16 protein-coding genes and 1 tRNA gene are annotated in these 13,164 nt (G+C 62.1%); 13 read left to right on the top strand and 4 right to left on the bottom strand.

The genetic code is table 11. The annotated features are described in order from the left end of the window. Positions 1 to 36 precede the first annotated feature (36 nt). The 4 genes from RR51_RS20140 to RR51_RS20155 all read left to right on the top strand — a co-directional run bounded on the left by RR51_RS20140 (position 37) and on the right by RR51_RS20155 (position 3,178). Positions 37 to 942, top strand: a complete 906-nt coding sequence (locus tag RR51_RS20140; RefSeq protein ID WP_039614498.1) for a LysR family transcriptional regulator — start codon at positions 37 to 39, stop codon at positions 940 to 942. An 834-nt stretch (positions 943 to 1,776) separates the two neighbouring features. Further along, positions 1,777 to 2,355: a cysteine hydrolase family protein gene (locus tag RR51_RS20145; RefSeq protein ID WP_039614499.1), complete on the top strand. Its 579-nt coding sequence runs from the start codon at positions 1,777 to 1,779 to the stop codon at positions 2,353 to 2,355. 113 nt (positions 2,356 to 2,468) lie between these two features. Further along, on the top strand, positions 2,469 to 2,672 hold the full coding sequence (locus tag RR51_RS20150; RefSeq protein WP_177328678.1) for a hypothetical protein: 204 nt from the start codon (positions 2,469 to 2,471) through the stop codon (positions 2,670 to 2,672). Positions 2,673 to 2,992: 320 nt separating this feature from the next. Continuing rightward, positions 2,993 to 3,178: a hypothetical protein gene (locus RR51_RS20155; protein ID WP_015270917.1), complete on the top strand. Its 186-nt coding sequence runs from the start codon at positions 2,993 to 2,995 to the stop codon at positions 3,176 to 3,178. Between the two features lie 104 nt (positions 3,179 to 3,282). On the opposite strand, the gene RR51_RS31075 is transcribed toward RR51_RS20155, so the two are convergent. Beyond that, positions 3,283 to 3,441, bottom strand: coding sequence for a hypothetical protein (locus RR51_RS31075; RefSeq protein WP_161795754.1), 159 nt, complete (start codon positions 3,439 to 3,441; stop codon positions 3,283 to 3,285). 150 nt (positions 3,442 to 3,591) lie between these two features. On the opposite strand from RR51_RS31075, the gene RR51_RS20165 reads away from it, so the two are divergent. Beyond that, positions 3,592 to 3,975 carry a hypothetical protein gene (locus tag RR51_RS20165; protein WP_039614501.1) on the top strand — a complete coding sequence of 128 codons (384 nt, stop codon included), beginning with the start codon at positions 3,592 to 3,594 and terminating at the stop codon, positions 3,973 to 3,975. Between the two features lie 208 nt (positions 3,976 to 4,183). On the opposite strand, the gene RR51_RS20170 is transcribed toward RR51_RS20165, so the two are convergent. Beyond that, positions 4,184 to 4,271: transfer RNA gene (locus RR51_RS20170), tRNA-Ser, on the bottom strand. Between the two features lie 134 nt (positions 4,272 to 4,405). Between RR51_RS20170 and RR51_RS20175 the strand changes: the two genes are divergently transcribed. From RR51_RS20175 to RR51_RS20210, 8 genes are all read left to right on the top strand, one after another. Further along, positions 4,406 to 5,077: a Bax inhibitor-1/YccA family protein gene (locus RR51_RS20175; protein WP_003251184.1), complete on the top strand. Its 672-nt coding sequence runs from the start codon at positions 4,406 to 4,408 to the stop codon at positions 5,075 to 5,077. A 287-nt stretch (positions 5,078 to 5,364) separates the two neighbouring features. Then, positions 5,365 to 6,744, top strand: coding sequence for a nucleobase:cation symporter-2 family protein (locus RR51_RS20180; protein WP_039614502.1), 1,380 nt, complete (start codon positions 5,365 to 5,367; stop codon positions 6,742 to 6,744). Between the two features lie 184 nt (positions 6,745 to 6,928). Beyond that, entirely contained in the window at positions 6,929 to 7,321 is a 393-nt protein-coding gene (gene tusD / locus RR51_RS20185) for a sulfurtransferase complex subunit TusD (protein ID WP_013973276.1), read from the top strand. Between the two features lies 1 nt (position 7,322). Continuing rightward, positions 7,323 to 7,682, top strand: a complete 360-nt coding sequence (tusC, locus tag RR51_RS20190) for a sulfurtransferase complex subunit TusC (protein ID WP_039614503.1) — start codon at positions 7,323 to 7,325, stop codon at positions 7,680 to 7,682. Next, positions 7,682 to 7,978 carry a sulfurtransferase complex subunit TusB gene (tusB, locus tag RR51_RS20195; protein WP_003258882.1) on the top strand — a complete coding sequence of 99 codons (297 nt, stop codon included), beginning with the start codon at positions 7,682 to 7,684 and terminating at the stop codon, positions 7,976 to 7,978. The genes tusC and tusB overlap by 1 nt, the downstream gene beginning before the upstream one ends. Further along, positions 7,975 to 8,310: a TusE/DsrC/DsvC family sulfur relay protein gene (locus tag RR51_RS20200; protein ID WP_003258880.1), complete on the top strand. Its 336-nt coding sequence runs from the start codon at positions 7,975 to 7,977 to the stop codon at positions 8,308 to 8,310. The genes tusB and RR51_RS20200 overlap by 4 nt, the downstream gene beginning before the upstream one ends. Beyond that, the gene (locus RR51_RS20205; RefSeq protein WP_039614504.1) at positions 8,307 to 9,311 is read left to right on the top strand and encodes a glycosyl transferase family protein; all 1,005 of its coding nucleotides are present in this window, start codon (positions 8,307 to 8,309) and stop codon (positions 9,309 to 9,311) included. Before RR51_RS20200 ends, RR51_RS20205 begins: the two co-directional genes overlap by 4 nt. Before the next feature lie 92 nt (positions 9,312 to 9,403). After that, entirely contained in the window at positions 9,404 to 10,363 is a 960-nt protein-coding gene (locus RR51_RS20210) for a glutathione S-transferase family protein (protein WP_013973281.1), read from the top strand. A gap of 117 nt (positions 10,364 to 10,480) precedes the next feature. Here the strand turns inward: RR51_RS20210 and cysG are convergent, their stop codons facing one another. Both cysG and serS read right to left on the bottom strand, forming a co-directional pair. Then, the gene (cysG, locus tag RR51_RS20215) at positions 10,481 to 11,872 is read right to left on the bottom strand and encodes a siroheme synthase CysG (protein ID WP_039614505.1); all 1,392 of its coding nucleotides are present in this window, start codon (positions 11,870 to 11,872) and stop codon (positions 10,481 to 10,483) included. Then, positions 11,873 to 13,153 (bottom strand): serine--tRNA ligase, encoded by a 1,281-nt coding sequence (gene serS / locus RR51_RS20220; protein ID WP_003258877.1) that lies wholly within the window; start codon positions 13,151 to 13,153, stop codon positions 11,873 to 11,875. Positions 13,154 to 13,164 lie beyond the last annotated feature (11 nt).

Here is a 13,164-nt window from a genome sequence, read left to right on the forward strand (position 1 = left end):
ATGCCATATTGCGAAAACTGCAACGAGGAGCAGGCAATGGCGTTGGACATGCTGCGGGAAATACAGGCGTTCGTCAGCGTGGCGCACAAGCGCAGCTTCGTCGCCGCCGCCCGCGCCCTGGGGCGCTCACCCAGCGCGGTTACCCGCGCGGTGCAAACCCTGGAAGACAACGCCGGGAGCAAACTGCTCAACCGCAACGCCAATGCCGTGACCCTGACCGAAGCCGGCGAGCGCCTGCTGCCACACGCCGAACGCTTGCTGGATGTGCAACGTGATGCCGCCGACGAACTGGCCGCGCTCAGCGGCAGTGCACAAGGCTGGATTCGCTTCGCCGTGCCGCAGGTACTGGGTGAACATGTACTGCCCCAGGTGCTTGCCGAGTTTTCCCGCTGCCACCCCCGGGTAACCCTGGATGTGCAGTACAGCGACGAGGCCCTGGACCCGCTGCAAGGCAAGTTCGATTTCGTGGTGCGCGGTGCCTTCCCGCAGTCGAGCGAGCTGATCGGCTACCCACTGTGGGATTACCAGCGCCACCTGTATGCAAGCCCTGAATACCTGGCCCTGGCCGGCACGCCACAACAACCCGAGGACCTCGAAGGCCACGCGCTGATCCTGCACACCGCCCCGCGCATCCTCAAGGCCTGGCACTTCTGCCGCGACGGCCAGATCACCAGCCTGCGCCCCAGGCCCAGGCTGCGCCTGGACTCAGGTGACGCGGTGTACCACAGCACCTTGGCCGGCGCCGGTATCGCCCGCCTGGCCGCCTGGGTCGGCGAAGCACAGGTCAAGGCCGGGCGGCTGGTGCGGGTATGCCCGCAGTACCGCCTGACCTCCAGCAACGGCCAGGACCCGCAGATGCATGCCGTGTACCCCGCCGGCGAGCTGCCGGCGCGGGTACGCGACCTGCTGGCAGCCCTGCGCCGCGCCGGCCTGGCCTACTGAAACAACGCCCCGAAACGGCTGTTCAATTTCTGCTCAATTTAACAGAGCCCGCCGCGGGCTTGGCTTGCAGCACTTTATCCACAGACCTACCCACGTTTTTTGTGGACAGTTTTCCCAGTGCAAAGAATGACTTATCGTACAAATCGGTAGGGTGAATCGGCCAACAACGAAGAGGAATGGGCCCGCCCGAAGGACAGGCAGGCCGCGAGGGATATCGGTGGTGAACGTCAGCTTGGCGGAATGGTGCCAAGAATACCGATCAGAATGGTCAGCAGCAGAAAACCACCCAGGAATAGCGCGAGCTTGCCCATTGGAACCTCTACAAGTGTGATGCGGGAATGGGCATATTGTCGGGCTTGGGCTGATACCGTTACAGATTCAGGTTTATGGAAAAAAAGCGGATCAGATGTGAGACACCGGTGCTTTTGTGGGAGCGGCCTTGCGTCGCGAAAGGGCCGCAGGGCGGCCCCGGCACTCTTGAGGGATGCAAATATGGGGCCGCTGCGCGCCCCTTTCGCGACACAAGGCGCCGCTCCCATAGAACTGCACATAACTCATTGAATTAGCAGGGGCCCTGTGGGAGCGGCTTCAGCCGCGAACACCGGCGCAGCCGGTGCCATGCACCGCGTTGGATTCTGCGCGGCTAAAGCCGCTCCCACCGGGTACGCGGATTGCTTGCAATTTCAGTTATCTACGCGACAGCGCAGCCCAAAGGGCTGGGCCATCTCCCACAAGAGCAGCGCATCTGGCCCGTACGCGTGACAGCAATTTTTGTAGTCATCCACGCTGTGCTAGGGTCAAGCGCTCGAACCTGCCCAGGAGTGCCATCCCTTCATGACCGCTTTCGCGACCAACGCTGCCTTGTTGTTGATCGACCTACAGATTGGCATCCACCACCCGCGCCTGGGCCGGCGCAACAACCCTGAGGCCGAACTGCGTATAGGCGATCTGCTGGCTGCGTGGCGTCGGTCAGGACGCCCGGTGATCCATGTGCGCCACCTGTCCCGCTCGGTAGACTCGGTGTTCTGGCCGGGCCAGTCCGGTTGCGAATTCCAGCCCGCATTTACCCCTCTGGCCAGCGAAACCGTGTTCGACAAACATGTGCCCGATGCCTTCGCCAACTCCGGCCTGGAGCGCTGGCTGCATGCGCGCAGCATCAACGCACTGGTCATCGCCGGGGTAATTACCAACAACTCCGTGGAATCCACCGCACGCTCGGCGGACAATCTCGGTTTTGATGTGGTGGTGGTGGAAGATGCCTGCTTCACCTTTGACCAGCACGACCTGCAAGGCCGGCTTTGGCCGGCGGAGGATGTACATGCGCTGTCGTTGAGCAACCTGGCTCTGGATTACGCGCGCATCCTGCGCACGGAGCAGGTTCTGATTGCTGACTCGCTTCAGGTCAACCGCTGAAGCTTCTGCGCAGGCAACCAGCCAACTCGTCATTGCCATGGCGGCGACACCAGACCCAGCCATTGAGCGGGCGCACCATCTGCACCTGCTCTTGGCGAAGCGGATGGGCGCACATGCCCGATGTCTACCCGCCACTCGACCACCACCCTGCCACACCGTTTCAGCCACTGCTCGCCTGTACCCTGCTGCCACCTGGCCTGCTGACGGCGGACATCACCACGGCTGCAGCACAGCAGCCCCAGCCAGCCGCTACAGCGGCGGATGACTTCAACCCGCTTAACAACTTGCCGCAGGAAGCGCCTCAGACATTCACCTAGGCGGTGGTGGATGCGGACCACCTGTAGCGCGCGGGGCGGCAATTGCTACATAAGGTTTCGAAAAGCACTGCAGCCTCTGGATCAATCCGCCTTGAGGGCTTGCATTGCCAAACACCTATCATCGCCACCTACCATGCGGGCTCAGGAGGGTTTGAAAGACATGATTTGAAACGCTGCCTGTAGGATCTTTTACCGTGCAATGTAGGAAGAATCTATGTAGTGGGATTTGCCTGTATGAAACATCAGTTTCTCCAGCAAATTCGAACTGCTACGGTCCAGTTTTCCTACAGCGGCACGGAAGCCTTCAGCATGAGAAAAGCATGGATCCGTTCAATACCTCGGCCCTGAAACTACAGAAGAATTTGCTTAACCTGCGCCTTGAGCGTGACCGCCTGAGAAGGGAGGGCAAGGACAAGGAGGCGGACGAACTTGCGGCACCGATCGAGCGGATAGAGGCAGCTATTCGTCAATTACCGGATGACATGAAGCCAGTGACCCTGCAATAAAACCTGCGGGAGCGGGCATGCCCGCGAAGAATGCAAAGCGGTGTATGCCTCCGGCTGCGCCGGTGTTCGCGGCTGATGCCGCTCCCACAGATACAGTGCAGACCTCAAGCTTTATGCAATCTCTGCAGAATATTACCCACCTCCGCGCTGCGCCACGGATTGTGAACATCAACGTCCGCGGTTTTGTAGGTGACGGGATCTACCTCTTCTACTAGGATGACCACGCCTGCATCAAACGCCTGCAGGGCACTGATGTGGAGCATTTCGAGATCTAGTAGAACACCGGGCACAAGGATCGGCTCATGCGCCTGGGACTAACCTGTATCCAGGTCTGGGTGCTGCTGGCGTGGAACGCCTATCCAGTCTGATTTGCCCCGCATTTCGTAGCCACATTACATCTATCGGGATCACCCGTGTCACGTATCAAAAAGCTAGGTGTTTTTATCATTCTGCTCGTAGGTTCCGGCTATGCATCTGTCGAATGGAAGAGGCACGCAGACTTTGAAAAGACTGGGGAGGACCTAGTCCGCCAGCTGGGCTCACAAATCGTTACCAATCTTGGGCAGATGAATGCCACTTGCAGGTCCGTGGCCAGAATCGACTCGGTCGCCCTTGATACTGACGGATTGCTTGGCATGAAGGGATCCGCCGTTCTTTACATTACCGGGAAGAACGACAGCGTTATTTCCATTGACTACCGTATGGAAACGTTGGGAGACAAGGTTTGGGTCCAGCCTACGGATCAGATTTCCGCGCAGTTGTCAGTAATGCAATTTGGCTTAAGAGGCTGCGGCTAGCGCTCAGTAGCAAGCGAGGAGCCCGCCTCGGCGGGCTTTTTCGTGCCTGTAAGAATGGGATGAAGCCAGTTAAGTTGGAGCCTTGGCGAAACCGACCAAGCAAGAAGTATCGGAAGCGCCTAAACAAACGATACCCACGGATGGTCCCATGGATGGTTTCCTATGCCCCAAAAACGCAAAAAGCCCTGAATAATCAGGGCTTTGAATATGGCGGAAGCGTAGAGATTCGAACTCTAGGATAGTTGCCCATCGACGGTTTTCAAGACCGTTGCCTTAAACCACTCGGCCACGCTTCCAGCTCGTTTTGCGGCCGCCATAATACCGTAATGAAACAAGCTGTCAAACTCTCTGTGTCGCGGGTTGCGGGAGCTCTGATAGACTCCTAGCATCTGAACGTTTGAAAACCACAGGTTTACCAAGGAGTGTCGCCATGCGCGAACAGGATTACGCCGTACACCACGGCCAGCAGGTCGAGCAGCAGGAGATCAGCAAGGTCCTGCGCAACACATACAGCCTGCTGGCGCTCACCCTCGCCTTCAGCGGTGTCATGGCCTTCGTGGCCCAGCAGATGCGCGTCGGCTACCCGAACGTGTTCGTGGTGCTGATCGGCTTCTACGGGTTGTTCTTCCTTACCAACAAGCTTCGTGATTCGGCCTGGGGGCTGGTGTCCACCTTCGCCCTCACCGGTTTCATGGGCTTTATCCTCGGCCCCATCCTCAACCGTTACCTGGGCATGGCCGGTGGCGCCGAGGTGGTCAGCTCGGCATTTGCCATGACTGCCCTGGTGTTCGGCGGCCTGTCGGCTTATGTGCTGATTACCCGCAAGGACATGAGCTTCCTCAGCGGCTTCATCACTGCGGGCTTCTTTGTCCTGCTGGGTGCTGTCGTGGCCAGCTTCTTCTTCCAGATCAGCGGCCTGCAACTGGCGATCAGCGCTGGCTTCGTGCTGTTCTCGTCGGTCTGCATCCTGTTCCAGACCAGCGCGATCATTCATGGTGGCGAGCGTAACTACATCATGGCGACCATCAGCCTATATGTGTCGATCTACAACCTGTTTGTCAGCCTGCTACAGCTGTTTGGCATCATGGGTCGTGATGACTGATTGATTGCTGCAAGAGAAAGCCCGCTTCGGCGGGCTTTTTTGTGGGAGCGGGTTCACCCGCGAACACCGGCGCAGCCGGTGCCAGGCACCGCGTTGGTTTCTTCGCGGGTGAACCCGCTCCCACTGGGTCCGCGCAGGATTCAGGCCAAAAGCACCAATAATTGACCATAAAGTCAGATAAACGGGCAAATAGCCGTCGATCATGCCGCCATCGTGCTTTGCTCTACCCCAATTCGCCATCACCCCGTAGAATGCGCTCCTTTTTTCTTCCGGGGCAGCTTTTCGCAATGAGCTCACACGAACACAGCCCAGGCGCGGCGGCGCCTGCCAATGAACTGGTGCTTGGTCTGGAGGACAAGCCACGGCTGTTGATCGGCCTGCTGGCAGCACTGCAGCACCTATTGGCGATCATCGTGCCCATCGTCACTCCTGGCCTGCTGATTTGCCAGGCTCTGGGTGTTTCGGCACGAGATACCAACCTGATCGTCTCCATGTCACTGGTAATCTCGGGTATCGCCACTTTCGTCCAGTGCAAGCGCTTCGGGCCATTCGGTGCCGGGCTGCTGATCGTCCAGGGCACCAGCTTCAACTTCGTCGGCCCGCTGATCGCCGGCGGAGCGCTCATGGTCAAGCAAGGCACCCCGGTTGAAGGCGTCATGGCAGCCATCTTTGGCGTAGTAATCGCTGGCTCGTTCGTCGAGATGGGCGTGTCGCGCATCCTGCCCTTCGTCAAACGCCTGATTACCCCGCTGGTAACCGGCATCGTGGTGCTGATGATCGGCCTGACCCTGATCAAGGTCGGCCTGATCAGCATGGGTGGCGGCTTCGGCGCCATGGCCAATGGCACCTTCGCCAATGGCGAGAACCTGCTGCTGTCGGGCGTGGTGCTGGCGATCATCGTCATCCTCAACCGCATCCCGGTGGTGTGGATGCGCAGCTGCGCCATCGTTATCGCCCTGGCGGTCGGTTATGCGCTGGCCGGCTACCTGGGCCGCCTGGATTTCACCGGCATGCACGAAGCCGCGCTGTTCCAAGTGCCGACGCCGCTGCACTTCGGCCTGGGTTTCTCCTGGGCACTGTTCATCCCGATGCTGGTGATCTACCTGGTAACTTCGCTGGAAGCCATCGGTGACGTCACCGCCACTAGCAAGGTGTCTCGCCAGCCGGTCGAAGGGCCAGTGTGGATGCAGCGGATCAAGGGCGGTGTGCTGGTGAACGGGGCCAACTCGCTGCTGGCCGGTTTGTTCAACACCTTCCCGAGCTCGATCTTTGCCCAGAACAATGGCGTGATTCAGCTGACCGGGATCGCCAGCCGCCATATCGGTATGTGGATTGCCGTGATGCTGGTGCTGCTGGGGCTGTTCCCGAGCGTTGCCGGGGTGATCCAGGCGGTGCCGGAGCCGGTGCTGGGCGGTGCGGCCATGGTCATGTTCGGGGCGGTTGCGGCTTCGGGGATCAATATCCTGGCCAGCACTCGCCTGGACCGTCGTGCCCTGCTGATCATTGCTGTATCGCTGGCCCTGGGCCTGGGTGTGGCGCAGGTACCGGAGTTCCTGGCGCACATGCCGGCGGCGATTCGCAATGTGCTGGAGTCGGGCGTGGCTACCGGGGGTATCTGTGCCCTGGTGTTGAACTGGTTCTTGCCGGAGAGCAAGGAACAGGTTTGAGCCTGGAGCCCTTCTGTCAGGGCCATGGGGCTGCTATGCAGCCCATCGCGACGCAAGGCCGCTCCTACACGAGGCCGCGTAAACCTGAAGATTGGTGCAAGACAGAAAGCCCGCCCCGCCATGCACAAGCGGGCGCGGGCTTTTTTGCTTTATCATGGCACCATTCCTTTTGCATGAGTTATCCATGAAATTCGCTATCGCGGTGTTCTCCCCGGCCCATGCGCCCTCCTCGCGGCGCGCCCTGCGCTACGCCGAGGCGGTGCTGGCCGGCGGGCATGAGATTGCCCGGTTGTTTTTCTACCAGGACGGGGTACACAGTGCCTCGGCCAACGTGGTCGCTCCCCAGGACGAGCTGGATGTTGCCGGCCAATGGCGCGCCTTCATTGCAGCCAACCAGCTGGACGCAGTGGTGTGCATCGCCGCTGCCCTGCGCCGTGGCGTGCTCGACGAGGCCGAGGCCAACCGCTACCAGCGGCCGGCCGTGAACCTGCCCAAGCCTTGGGAGCTGTCGGGGCTTGGCCAGCTGCATGAGGCGGCGCAAGTTGCCGATCGCCTTGTCTGCTTCGGAGGCGACTGAAATGGCCAAATCCTTGTTGATCATCAGCCGCCAGGCGCCCTGGAACGGCCCATCGGCCCGTGAAGCACTGGACATCGCCCTGGCTGGCGGCGCGTTCGATCTGCCGCTGGGCATGCTGTTCCTCGATGACGGCGTGTTCCAGCTCGCCGCAGACCAGCAGCCCACCGCCGTGCAACAGAAGAACCTGGCCGCCAACTTGCAGGCGCTGCCAATGTTCGGCGTCGAGGACCTGTTCGCCTGCAGCCACAGCCTCACTCGCCGCGGCCTGGAAGCCGACACTCTGGCGCTGCCGGTGCAAGTGCTGGACGACGCGGCCCTGACCGCACTGATCGCCCGTTTCGACCAGGTGGTAACGCTCTGATGACGACCCTGCATGTAATTGCCCACTCCCCGTTTGGCGACGAGCGCCTGGCCACCTGCCTGCGCCTGCTCGGCACCGACGACGCCCTGCTGCTGTGCGGCGATGCTGTATATGCCCTGCGCAGCGGCAGCGAACCGCACCGCCAGCTGCAAGCCGCCGGCCTGGCCCAGCGCCTGTTCGCCCTGGAAGAAGACGTGCAGGCCCGCGCGGTCGGCAACGAGCTGGCCAAGGCCGTGGACTACGCCGGGTTCGTCGAACTGTCGCTGCATTACGACAAGGTCAACAGCTGGCTATGAATACCCTCAACGTTGGCGATCAGGCGATCGCCCTGGACAAGGACGGTTTCCTGGTCGACCTGCAAGACTGGTCGCATGCCGCCGCCGAGGCTTTGGCCGCGCGCGAGGGCATCCCTTTGACGGCGGACCACTGGGAAATCCTCGAACTGCTGCGCCAGTTCTACCAGGAATTCCAGCTGTCCCCGGCCACGCGCCCGCTGATCAAGTACACGGCCCTCAAACTGGGCCCGGACAAGGGCAACAGCCCTCACCTCAACCGCCTGTTCAACGGCACTCCCGCCAAACTCGCCGCCAAGCTGGCGGGCCTGCCCAAGCCGACCAACTGCATATGACAGAACCTCGCCCGCTTACCCTGGAAACCCCTGCCGAACACCCGTTCGCCGAGTTCGTGCGCATTCTTGGCAAAGGCAAGCGCGGCGCGCGTGGCCTGACCCGTGAAGAAGCCCGCACGGCCATGACCCTGCTGCTGGAAGGCAAGGTCGAAGATGCCCAGCTCGGTGCCTTCCTCATGCTGCTGCGGCACAAGGAAGAAAGCGCCGAAGAACTGGCCGGCTTCACCGAGGCCCTGCGCGCCCACTTGCAGTCGCCGCGCATCGCCGTGGACCTGGACTGGCCCACCTACGCCGGCAAGAAGCGCCACCTACCCTGGTACCTGCTGGCTGCCAAATGCCTGGCCAACAATGGCGTGCGCATCCTCATGCACGGTGGCGGTGCACATACCGCCGGGCGCATGTACACCGAGCAGTTGCTGTCCTTGCTGGAAATTCCGTTGTGCCGTGACTGGGCTGCGGTCAGCCGGGCCCTGGGCCAGCAACGCCTGGCCTTCTTCCCGCTGCAGGACTGGGCGCCGCAGTTGCAGCGCATGATCGACCTGCGCAACACCCTGGGCCTGCGTTCGCCCATCCATTCGCTGGCCCGGGTGCTCAACCCGCTGGCTGCGCGTTGTGGCCTGCAGAGCATCTTCCACCCCGGCTACCAGGCAGTACACCGCGAGGCCAGCCGCCTGCTGGGCGACCATGCCGTGGTAATCAAGGGTGATGGCGGCGAGATCGAGGTCAACCCCGATGTCATCAGCCATCTGTACGGCACCACCGCCGGCAAAGCCTGGGACGAGGAATGGCCTGCGCTGAGCGAACGCCGCCACGTGAAGCCGCCAAGCCTGCAGCCCGAGCAATTGCTGGCGGTCTGGCGCGGCGAGGCCGAGGACAGCTACGGTGAAATGGCCGTGGTCGCGACCATCGCCCTTGCCCTGCGCGGCCTGGGCCAAGACCGTGAGCAGGCTTTCGCCACGGCACGCGGTTACTGGGGCGCACGCAACCAATCTAATAACTAGATAGTAAGAGTGCAGTCTTTGCGCTAGTTATTCGAACGTTTTTCCCTAGACTGGGCTCCAACGACAAACAACTTTGTTCCGAGGAGCTCACCATGGGCCTTTTGATCGACGGCCGCTGGCATGACCAGTGGTATGAAAACGGCAAGGACGGCACGTTCAAACGCGAAAACGCCCAACGCCGCAATCAGCTGCCCGCTCCCGAAGCTGGCCGTTACCACCTGTACGTCTCGCTGGCCTGCCCATGGGCGCACCGCACCCTGATCTTCCGTGCCCTCAAGGGCCTGGAGCCACTGATCGACGTGTCGGTGGTCAGCTGGCTGATGCAGGACCATGGCTGGACTTTCGACCAGCAGCAAGGTTCCAGCGGCGACCACCTCGACGCGCTACAGTACCTCCACCAGCGCTACACCCAGGATGACCCGCACTACACTGGCCGCGTGACTGTACCGGTGCTGTGGGACAAGAAAGAGAAACGCATCGTCAACAACGAGTCGTCGGAGATCATCCGCATCTTCAACAGCGCGTTCAACGAACTGACCGGCAATACACTGGACCTGTATCCAGAGCCGCTGCGCCCGACCATCGAGGCACTGAACGAGCGCATCTACCCAGCAGTGAACAACGGCGTGTATCGCGCAGGCTTTGCCACTACGCAGGAAGCCTACGAGGCTGCGTTTGACGAAGTGTTCAACGAACTGGACTACCTGGAAGACTTGCTGAGCCGCAACCGCTACCTGGCCGGGGAATACCTGACCGAGGCCGATGTGCGACTGTTCACCACCCTGGTGCGCTTCGATGCGGTGTACCACGGGCACTTCAAGTGCAACCTGCGCCGCCTGAGCGATTATCACAACCTGTCGAACTGGCTGCGTGAGCTGTACCAGTGGCCGGGGGTGGCGGGCACAGTGGACATGGAGCATATCCAGAAGCATTACTACATGAGCCACAAGACCATCAACCCGAACGGGATCGTGCCCAAGGGGCCACTGCAGGACTTCAATCTGCCGCATGATCGGGAGCGGTTGGCAGGCAAGGGGATTTGGCAGGCTTGAGATTGCAGGGGCTGCTTTGCAGCCCGTTCGCAGCACAAGGCTGCTCCTACAGGAAACGCGACCCCCTGTAGGAGCAGCCTTGTGCTGCGAACGGGCCGCAAAGCGGCCCCAACGATTTCAGCTGTTCTGCGAACCTTCGAACCAGGCCAGCTTGTCACGCAACTGCACCACCTCCCCGACAATCACCAGGGTCGGCGCATGCACTTCATGCTGCGCCACCAGGTCCGGCAAGTCCGCCAGGGTGCCGGTGAACACCCGCTGATTACGCGTAGTCCCCTGCTGCACCAGCGCCGCAGGGGTACTGGCCGCGCGGCCATGGCGAATCAGCTCGGCACAGATGGTCGGCAACCCCACCAAGCCCATGTAGAACACCAGGGTCTGCGCCGGCGCTACCAGGTCATGCCACGGCAGATTGCTGGTGCCATCCTTCAGGTGCCCGGTCACGAAACGCACCGATTGTGCATAGTCGCGGTGAGTCAGCGGAATCCCGCCATAGGCGGAACAACCGCTGGCTGCGGTAATGCCCGGCACCACCTGGAACGGGATGCCGTGCTCGGCCAGCTCTTCGATCTCTTCGCCGCCCCGGCCGAAGATGAACGGGTCGCCGCCCTTCAGGCGCAGCACACGCTTGCCCTGCCGGGCCAGGTGGACCAGCAGGCGGTTGATCTGGTCCTGAGGCACGGCATGGTCGGCGCGACGCTTGCCCACGTAGATACGCTCGGCATCACGTCGGCACATCTCGATAATCGCCGGTGCCACCAGGCGGTCGTACAGCACCACGTCGGCCTGCTGCATCAGGCGCAAGGCGCGGAAGGTCAGCAAGTCCGGATCGCCCGGGCCAGCCCCCACCAGGTACACCTCACCGCCCTGCTGCACCGGTGCACCGTCGACCATCGCCTGCAACAGGCGCTCGGCCTCGGCGCCCTGCCCGGCCAGCTGACGCTCGGCAATCGGCCCCTGGAACACGGTTTCCCAGAAGCCTCGGCGCTGGTTGACGTCCGGGTACAAGGCCTTGACCTTGTCGCGGAAGCGTGCGGCCAGGCCGGCCAGTTCGCCGTAGGCGGACGGGATCCAGGCCTCCAGCTTGGCGCGAATCAAACGCGCCAGCACCGGAGCATCACCGCCACTGGACACCGCAACCACCAACGGCGAACGGTCGACGATCGCCGGGAAGATCACCGTGCACAGGGCCGGCGCATCCACCACGTTGACCGGCAGGCTGAGGGCCTGCGCATCCGCCGACACCTGGGCATTGAGCCCGGGGTCGTCGGTGGCCGCAATCACCAGCCGGCAACCGACCAGGTCGGCTGCCTGATAGCCGCGCACCAGCACCTCGCCGCCACCTTCCCGGGCCAGCGCGGCCAACTGGCCGTCGACATCCGGTGCCACCACGCGCAGCGCGGCGCCAGCATCGGCCAGCAGGCGCGCCTTGCGCAAGGCGATCTCACCGCCGCCAACGACCAGCACGCGGCCGCCCTGCAGCTTGTGGAACAGCGGCAGGTAATCCATTTAGCGGATGACCTCGACGCCGCCCATGTAAGGCTTCAGCACTTCCGGCACACGGATGGAACCGTCGGCCTGCTGGTAGTTTTCCAGTACGGCAACCAAGGTACGGCCTACGGCCAGGCCGGAGCCGTTGAGGGTGTGCACCAGCTCTGGCTTGCCGGTTTCCGGGTTACGCCAGCGGGCCTGCATGCGGCGCGCCTGGAAGTCGCCGCAGTTGGAGCACGAGCTGATTTCGCGGTACTTGTCCTGGCTTGGTACCCACACTTCCAGGTCGTAGGTCTTCACCGCGCCAAAGCCCATGTCGCCGGTGCACAGGGCCAGCACGCGGTACGGCAGCTCCAGCAGCTGCAGCACGCGCTCGGCGTTGGCAGTCAGGCCTTCCAGGGCTTCCATCGACTTGGACGGCTCGACCACCTGCACCATCTCGACCTTGTCGAACTGGTGCTGGCGGATCATGCCGCGGGTGTCACGGCCGGAAGCACCGGCTTCGCTGCGGAAGCACGGGGTGTGGGCAACCAGCTTCAGTGGCAGCTGCTTGGCATCGAGGATTTCACCGGCCACCAGGTTGGTCAGCGACACTTCGGCAGTCGGGATCAGGTAGAAGTCGGCCTCGCCTTCGCGGCTGATCTTGAACAGGTCTTCCTCGAACTTCGGCAGCTGGCCGGTACCCTGCAGGGCCGGGGCCTGGACCAGGTACGGGGTGTAGTGCTCCTCGTAACCGTGCTCGCCGGTGTGCAGGTTGATCATGAATTGCGCCAGTGCGCGGTGCAGGCGGGCAACTGGACCACGCAGCACGGCAAAACGCGCGCCAGACAGCTTGGCGGCAGCTTCGAAGTCCAGGCCACCGCTGACTTCGCCAAGGGCGACATGGTCCTTGATTTCGAAGTCGAAAGCCTTCGGCGTACCCCAACGGCGCACTTCGACGTTGTCGTCTTCGCTGGCACCAACCGGTACGCTGGCGTCCGGCAGGTTGGGGATGGTCAGCAGGATGCCATCCAGTTCGGCCTGGATGCCGTCCAGTTCGGTCTTGCCGGCAGCCAGTTCGTTGGCCATGCGCTCGACGTCAGCCATCAGCGGCGCAATATCTTCGCCCTTGGCCTTGGCCTGGCCGATGGACTTGGAACGGGCGTTACGCTCGGCCTGCAGCTGCTCGGTGCGGGTCTGCACCGCCTTGCGGCGCTCTTCCAGTGATTCGATGCGCGCGACATCCAGGCTGAAGCCACGGGAGGCCAGGCGATCCGCCACTTCCTGAAGTTGGCCGCGTAACAGTTTGGAATCGAGCATATCGTTCTCTC

Origin of the sequence: Pseudomonas sp. C5pp, from assembly GCF_000814065.1 — a bacterium.
GTDB classification, from domain to species: domain Bacteria; phylum Pseudomonadota; class Gammaproteobacteria; order Pseudomonadales; family Pseudomonadaceae; genus Aquipseudomonas; species Aquipseudomonas asiatica.

Coding starts and splice junctions, on each gene's coding strand:
- RR51_RS31075 (WP_161795754.1), bottom strand. CDS start 3,441: ATGCTCCACATCAGTGCCCTGCAGGCGTTTGATGCAGGCGTGGTCATC.
- RR51_RS20180 (WP_039614502.1), top strand. CDS start 5,365: ATGAGCTCACACGAACACAGCCCAGGCGCGGCGGCGCCTGCCAATGAA.
- RR51_RS20200 (WP_003258880.1), top strand. CDS start 7,975: ATGAATACCCTCAACGTTGGCGATCAGGCGATCGCCCTGGACAAGGAC.
- RR51_RS20210 (WP_013973281.1), top strand. CDS start 9,404: ATGGGCCTTTTGATCGACGGCCGCTGGCATGACCAGTGGTATGAAAAC.
- tusC (WP_039614503.1), top strand. CDS start 7,323: ATGGCCAAATCCTTGTTGATCATCAGCCGCCAGGCGCCCTGGAACGGC.
- tusD (WP_013973276.1), top strand. CDS start 6,929: ATGAAATTCGCTATCGCGGTGTTCTCCCCGGCCCATGCGCCCTCCTCG.
- RR51_RS20140 (WP_039614498.1), top strand. CDS start 37: ATGGCGTTGGACATGCTGCGGGAAATACAGGCGTTCGTCAGCGTGGCG.
- RR51_RS20175 (WP_003251184.1), top strand. CDS start 4,406: ATGCGCGAACAGGATTACGCCGTACACCACGGCCAGCAGGTCGAGCAG.
- cysG (WP_039614505.1), bottom strand. CDS start 11,872: ATGGATTACCTGCCGCTGTTCCACAAGCTGCAGGGCGGCCGCGTGCTG.
- RR51_RS20155 (WP_015270917.1), top strand. CDS start 2,993: ATGGATCCGTTCAATACCTCGGCCCTGAAACTACAGAAGAATTTGCTT.
- tusB (WP_003258882.1), top strand. CDS start 7,682: ATGACGACCCTGCATGTAATTGCCCACTCCCCGTTTGGCGACGAGCGC.
- serS (WP_003258877.1), bottom strand. CDS start 13,153: ATGCTCGATTCCAAACTGTTACGCGGCCAACTTCAGGAAGTGGCGGAT.
- RR51_RS20150 (WP_177328678.1), top strand. CDS start 2,469: ATGCCCGATGTCTACCCGCCACTCGACCACCACCCTGCCACACCGTTT.
- RR51_RS20145 (WP_039614499.1), top strand. CDS start 1,777: ATGACCGCTTTCGCGACCAACGCTGCCTTGTTGTTGATCGACCTACAG.
- RR51_RS20205 (WP_039614504.1), top strand. CDS start 8,307: ATGACAGAACCTCGCCCGCTTACCCTGGAAACCCCTGCCGAACACCCG.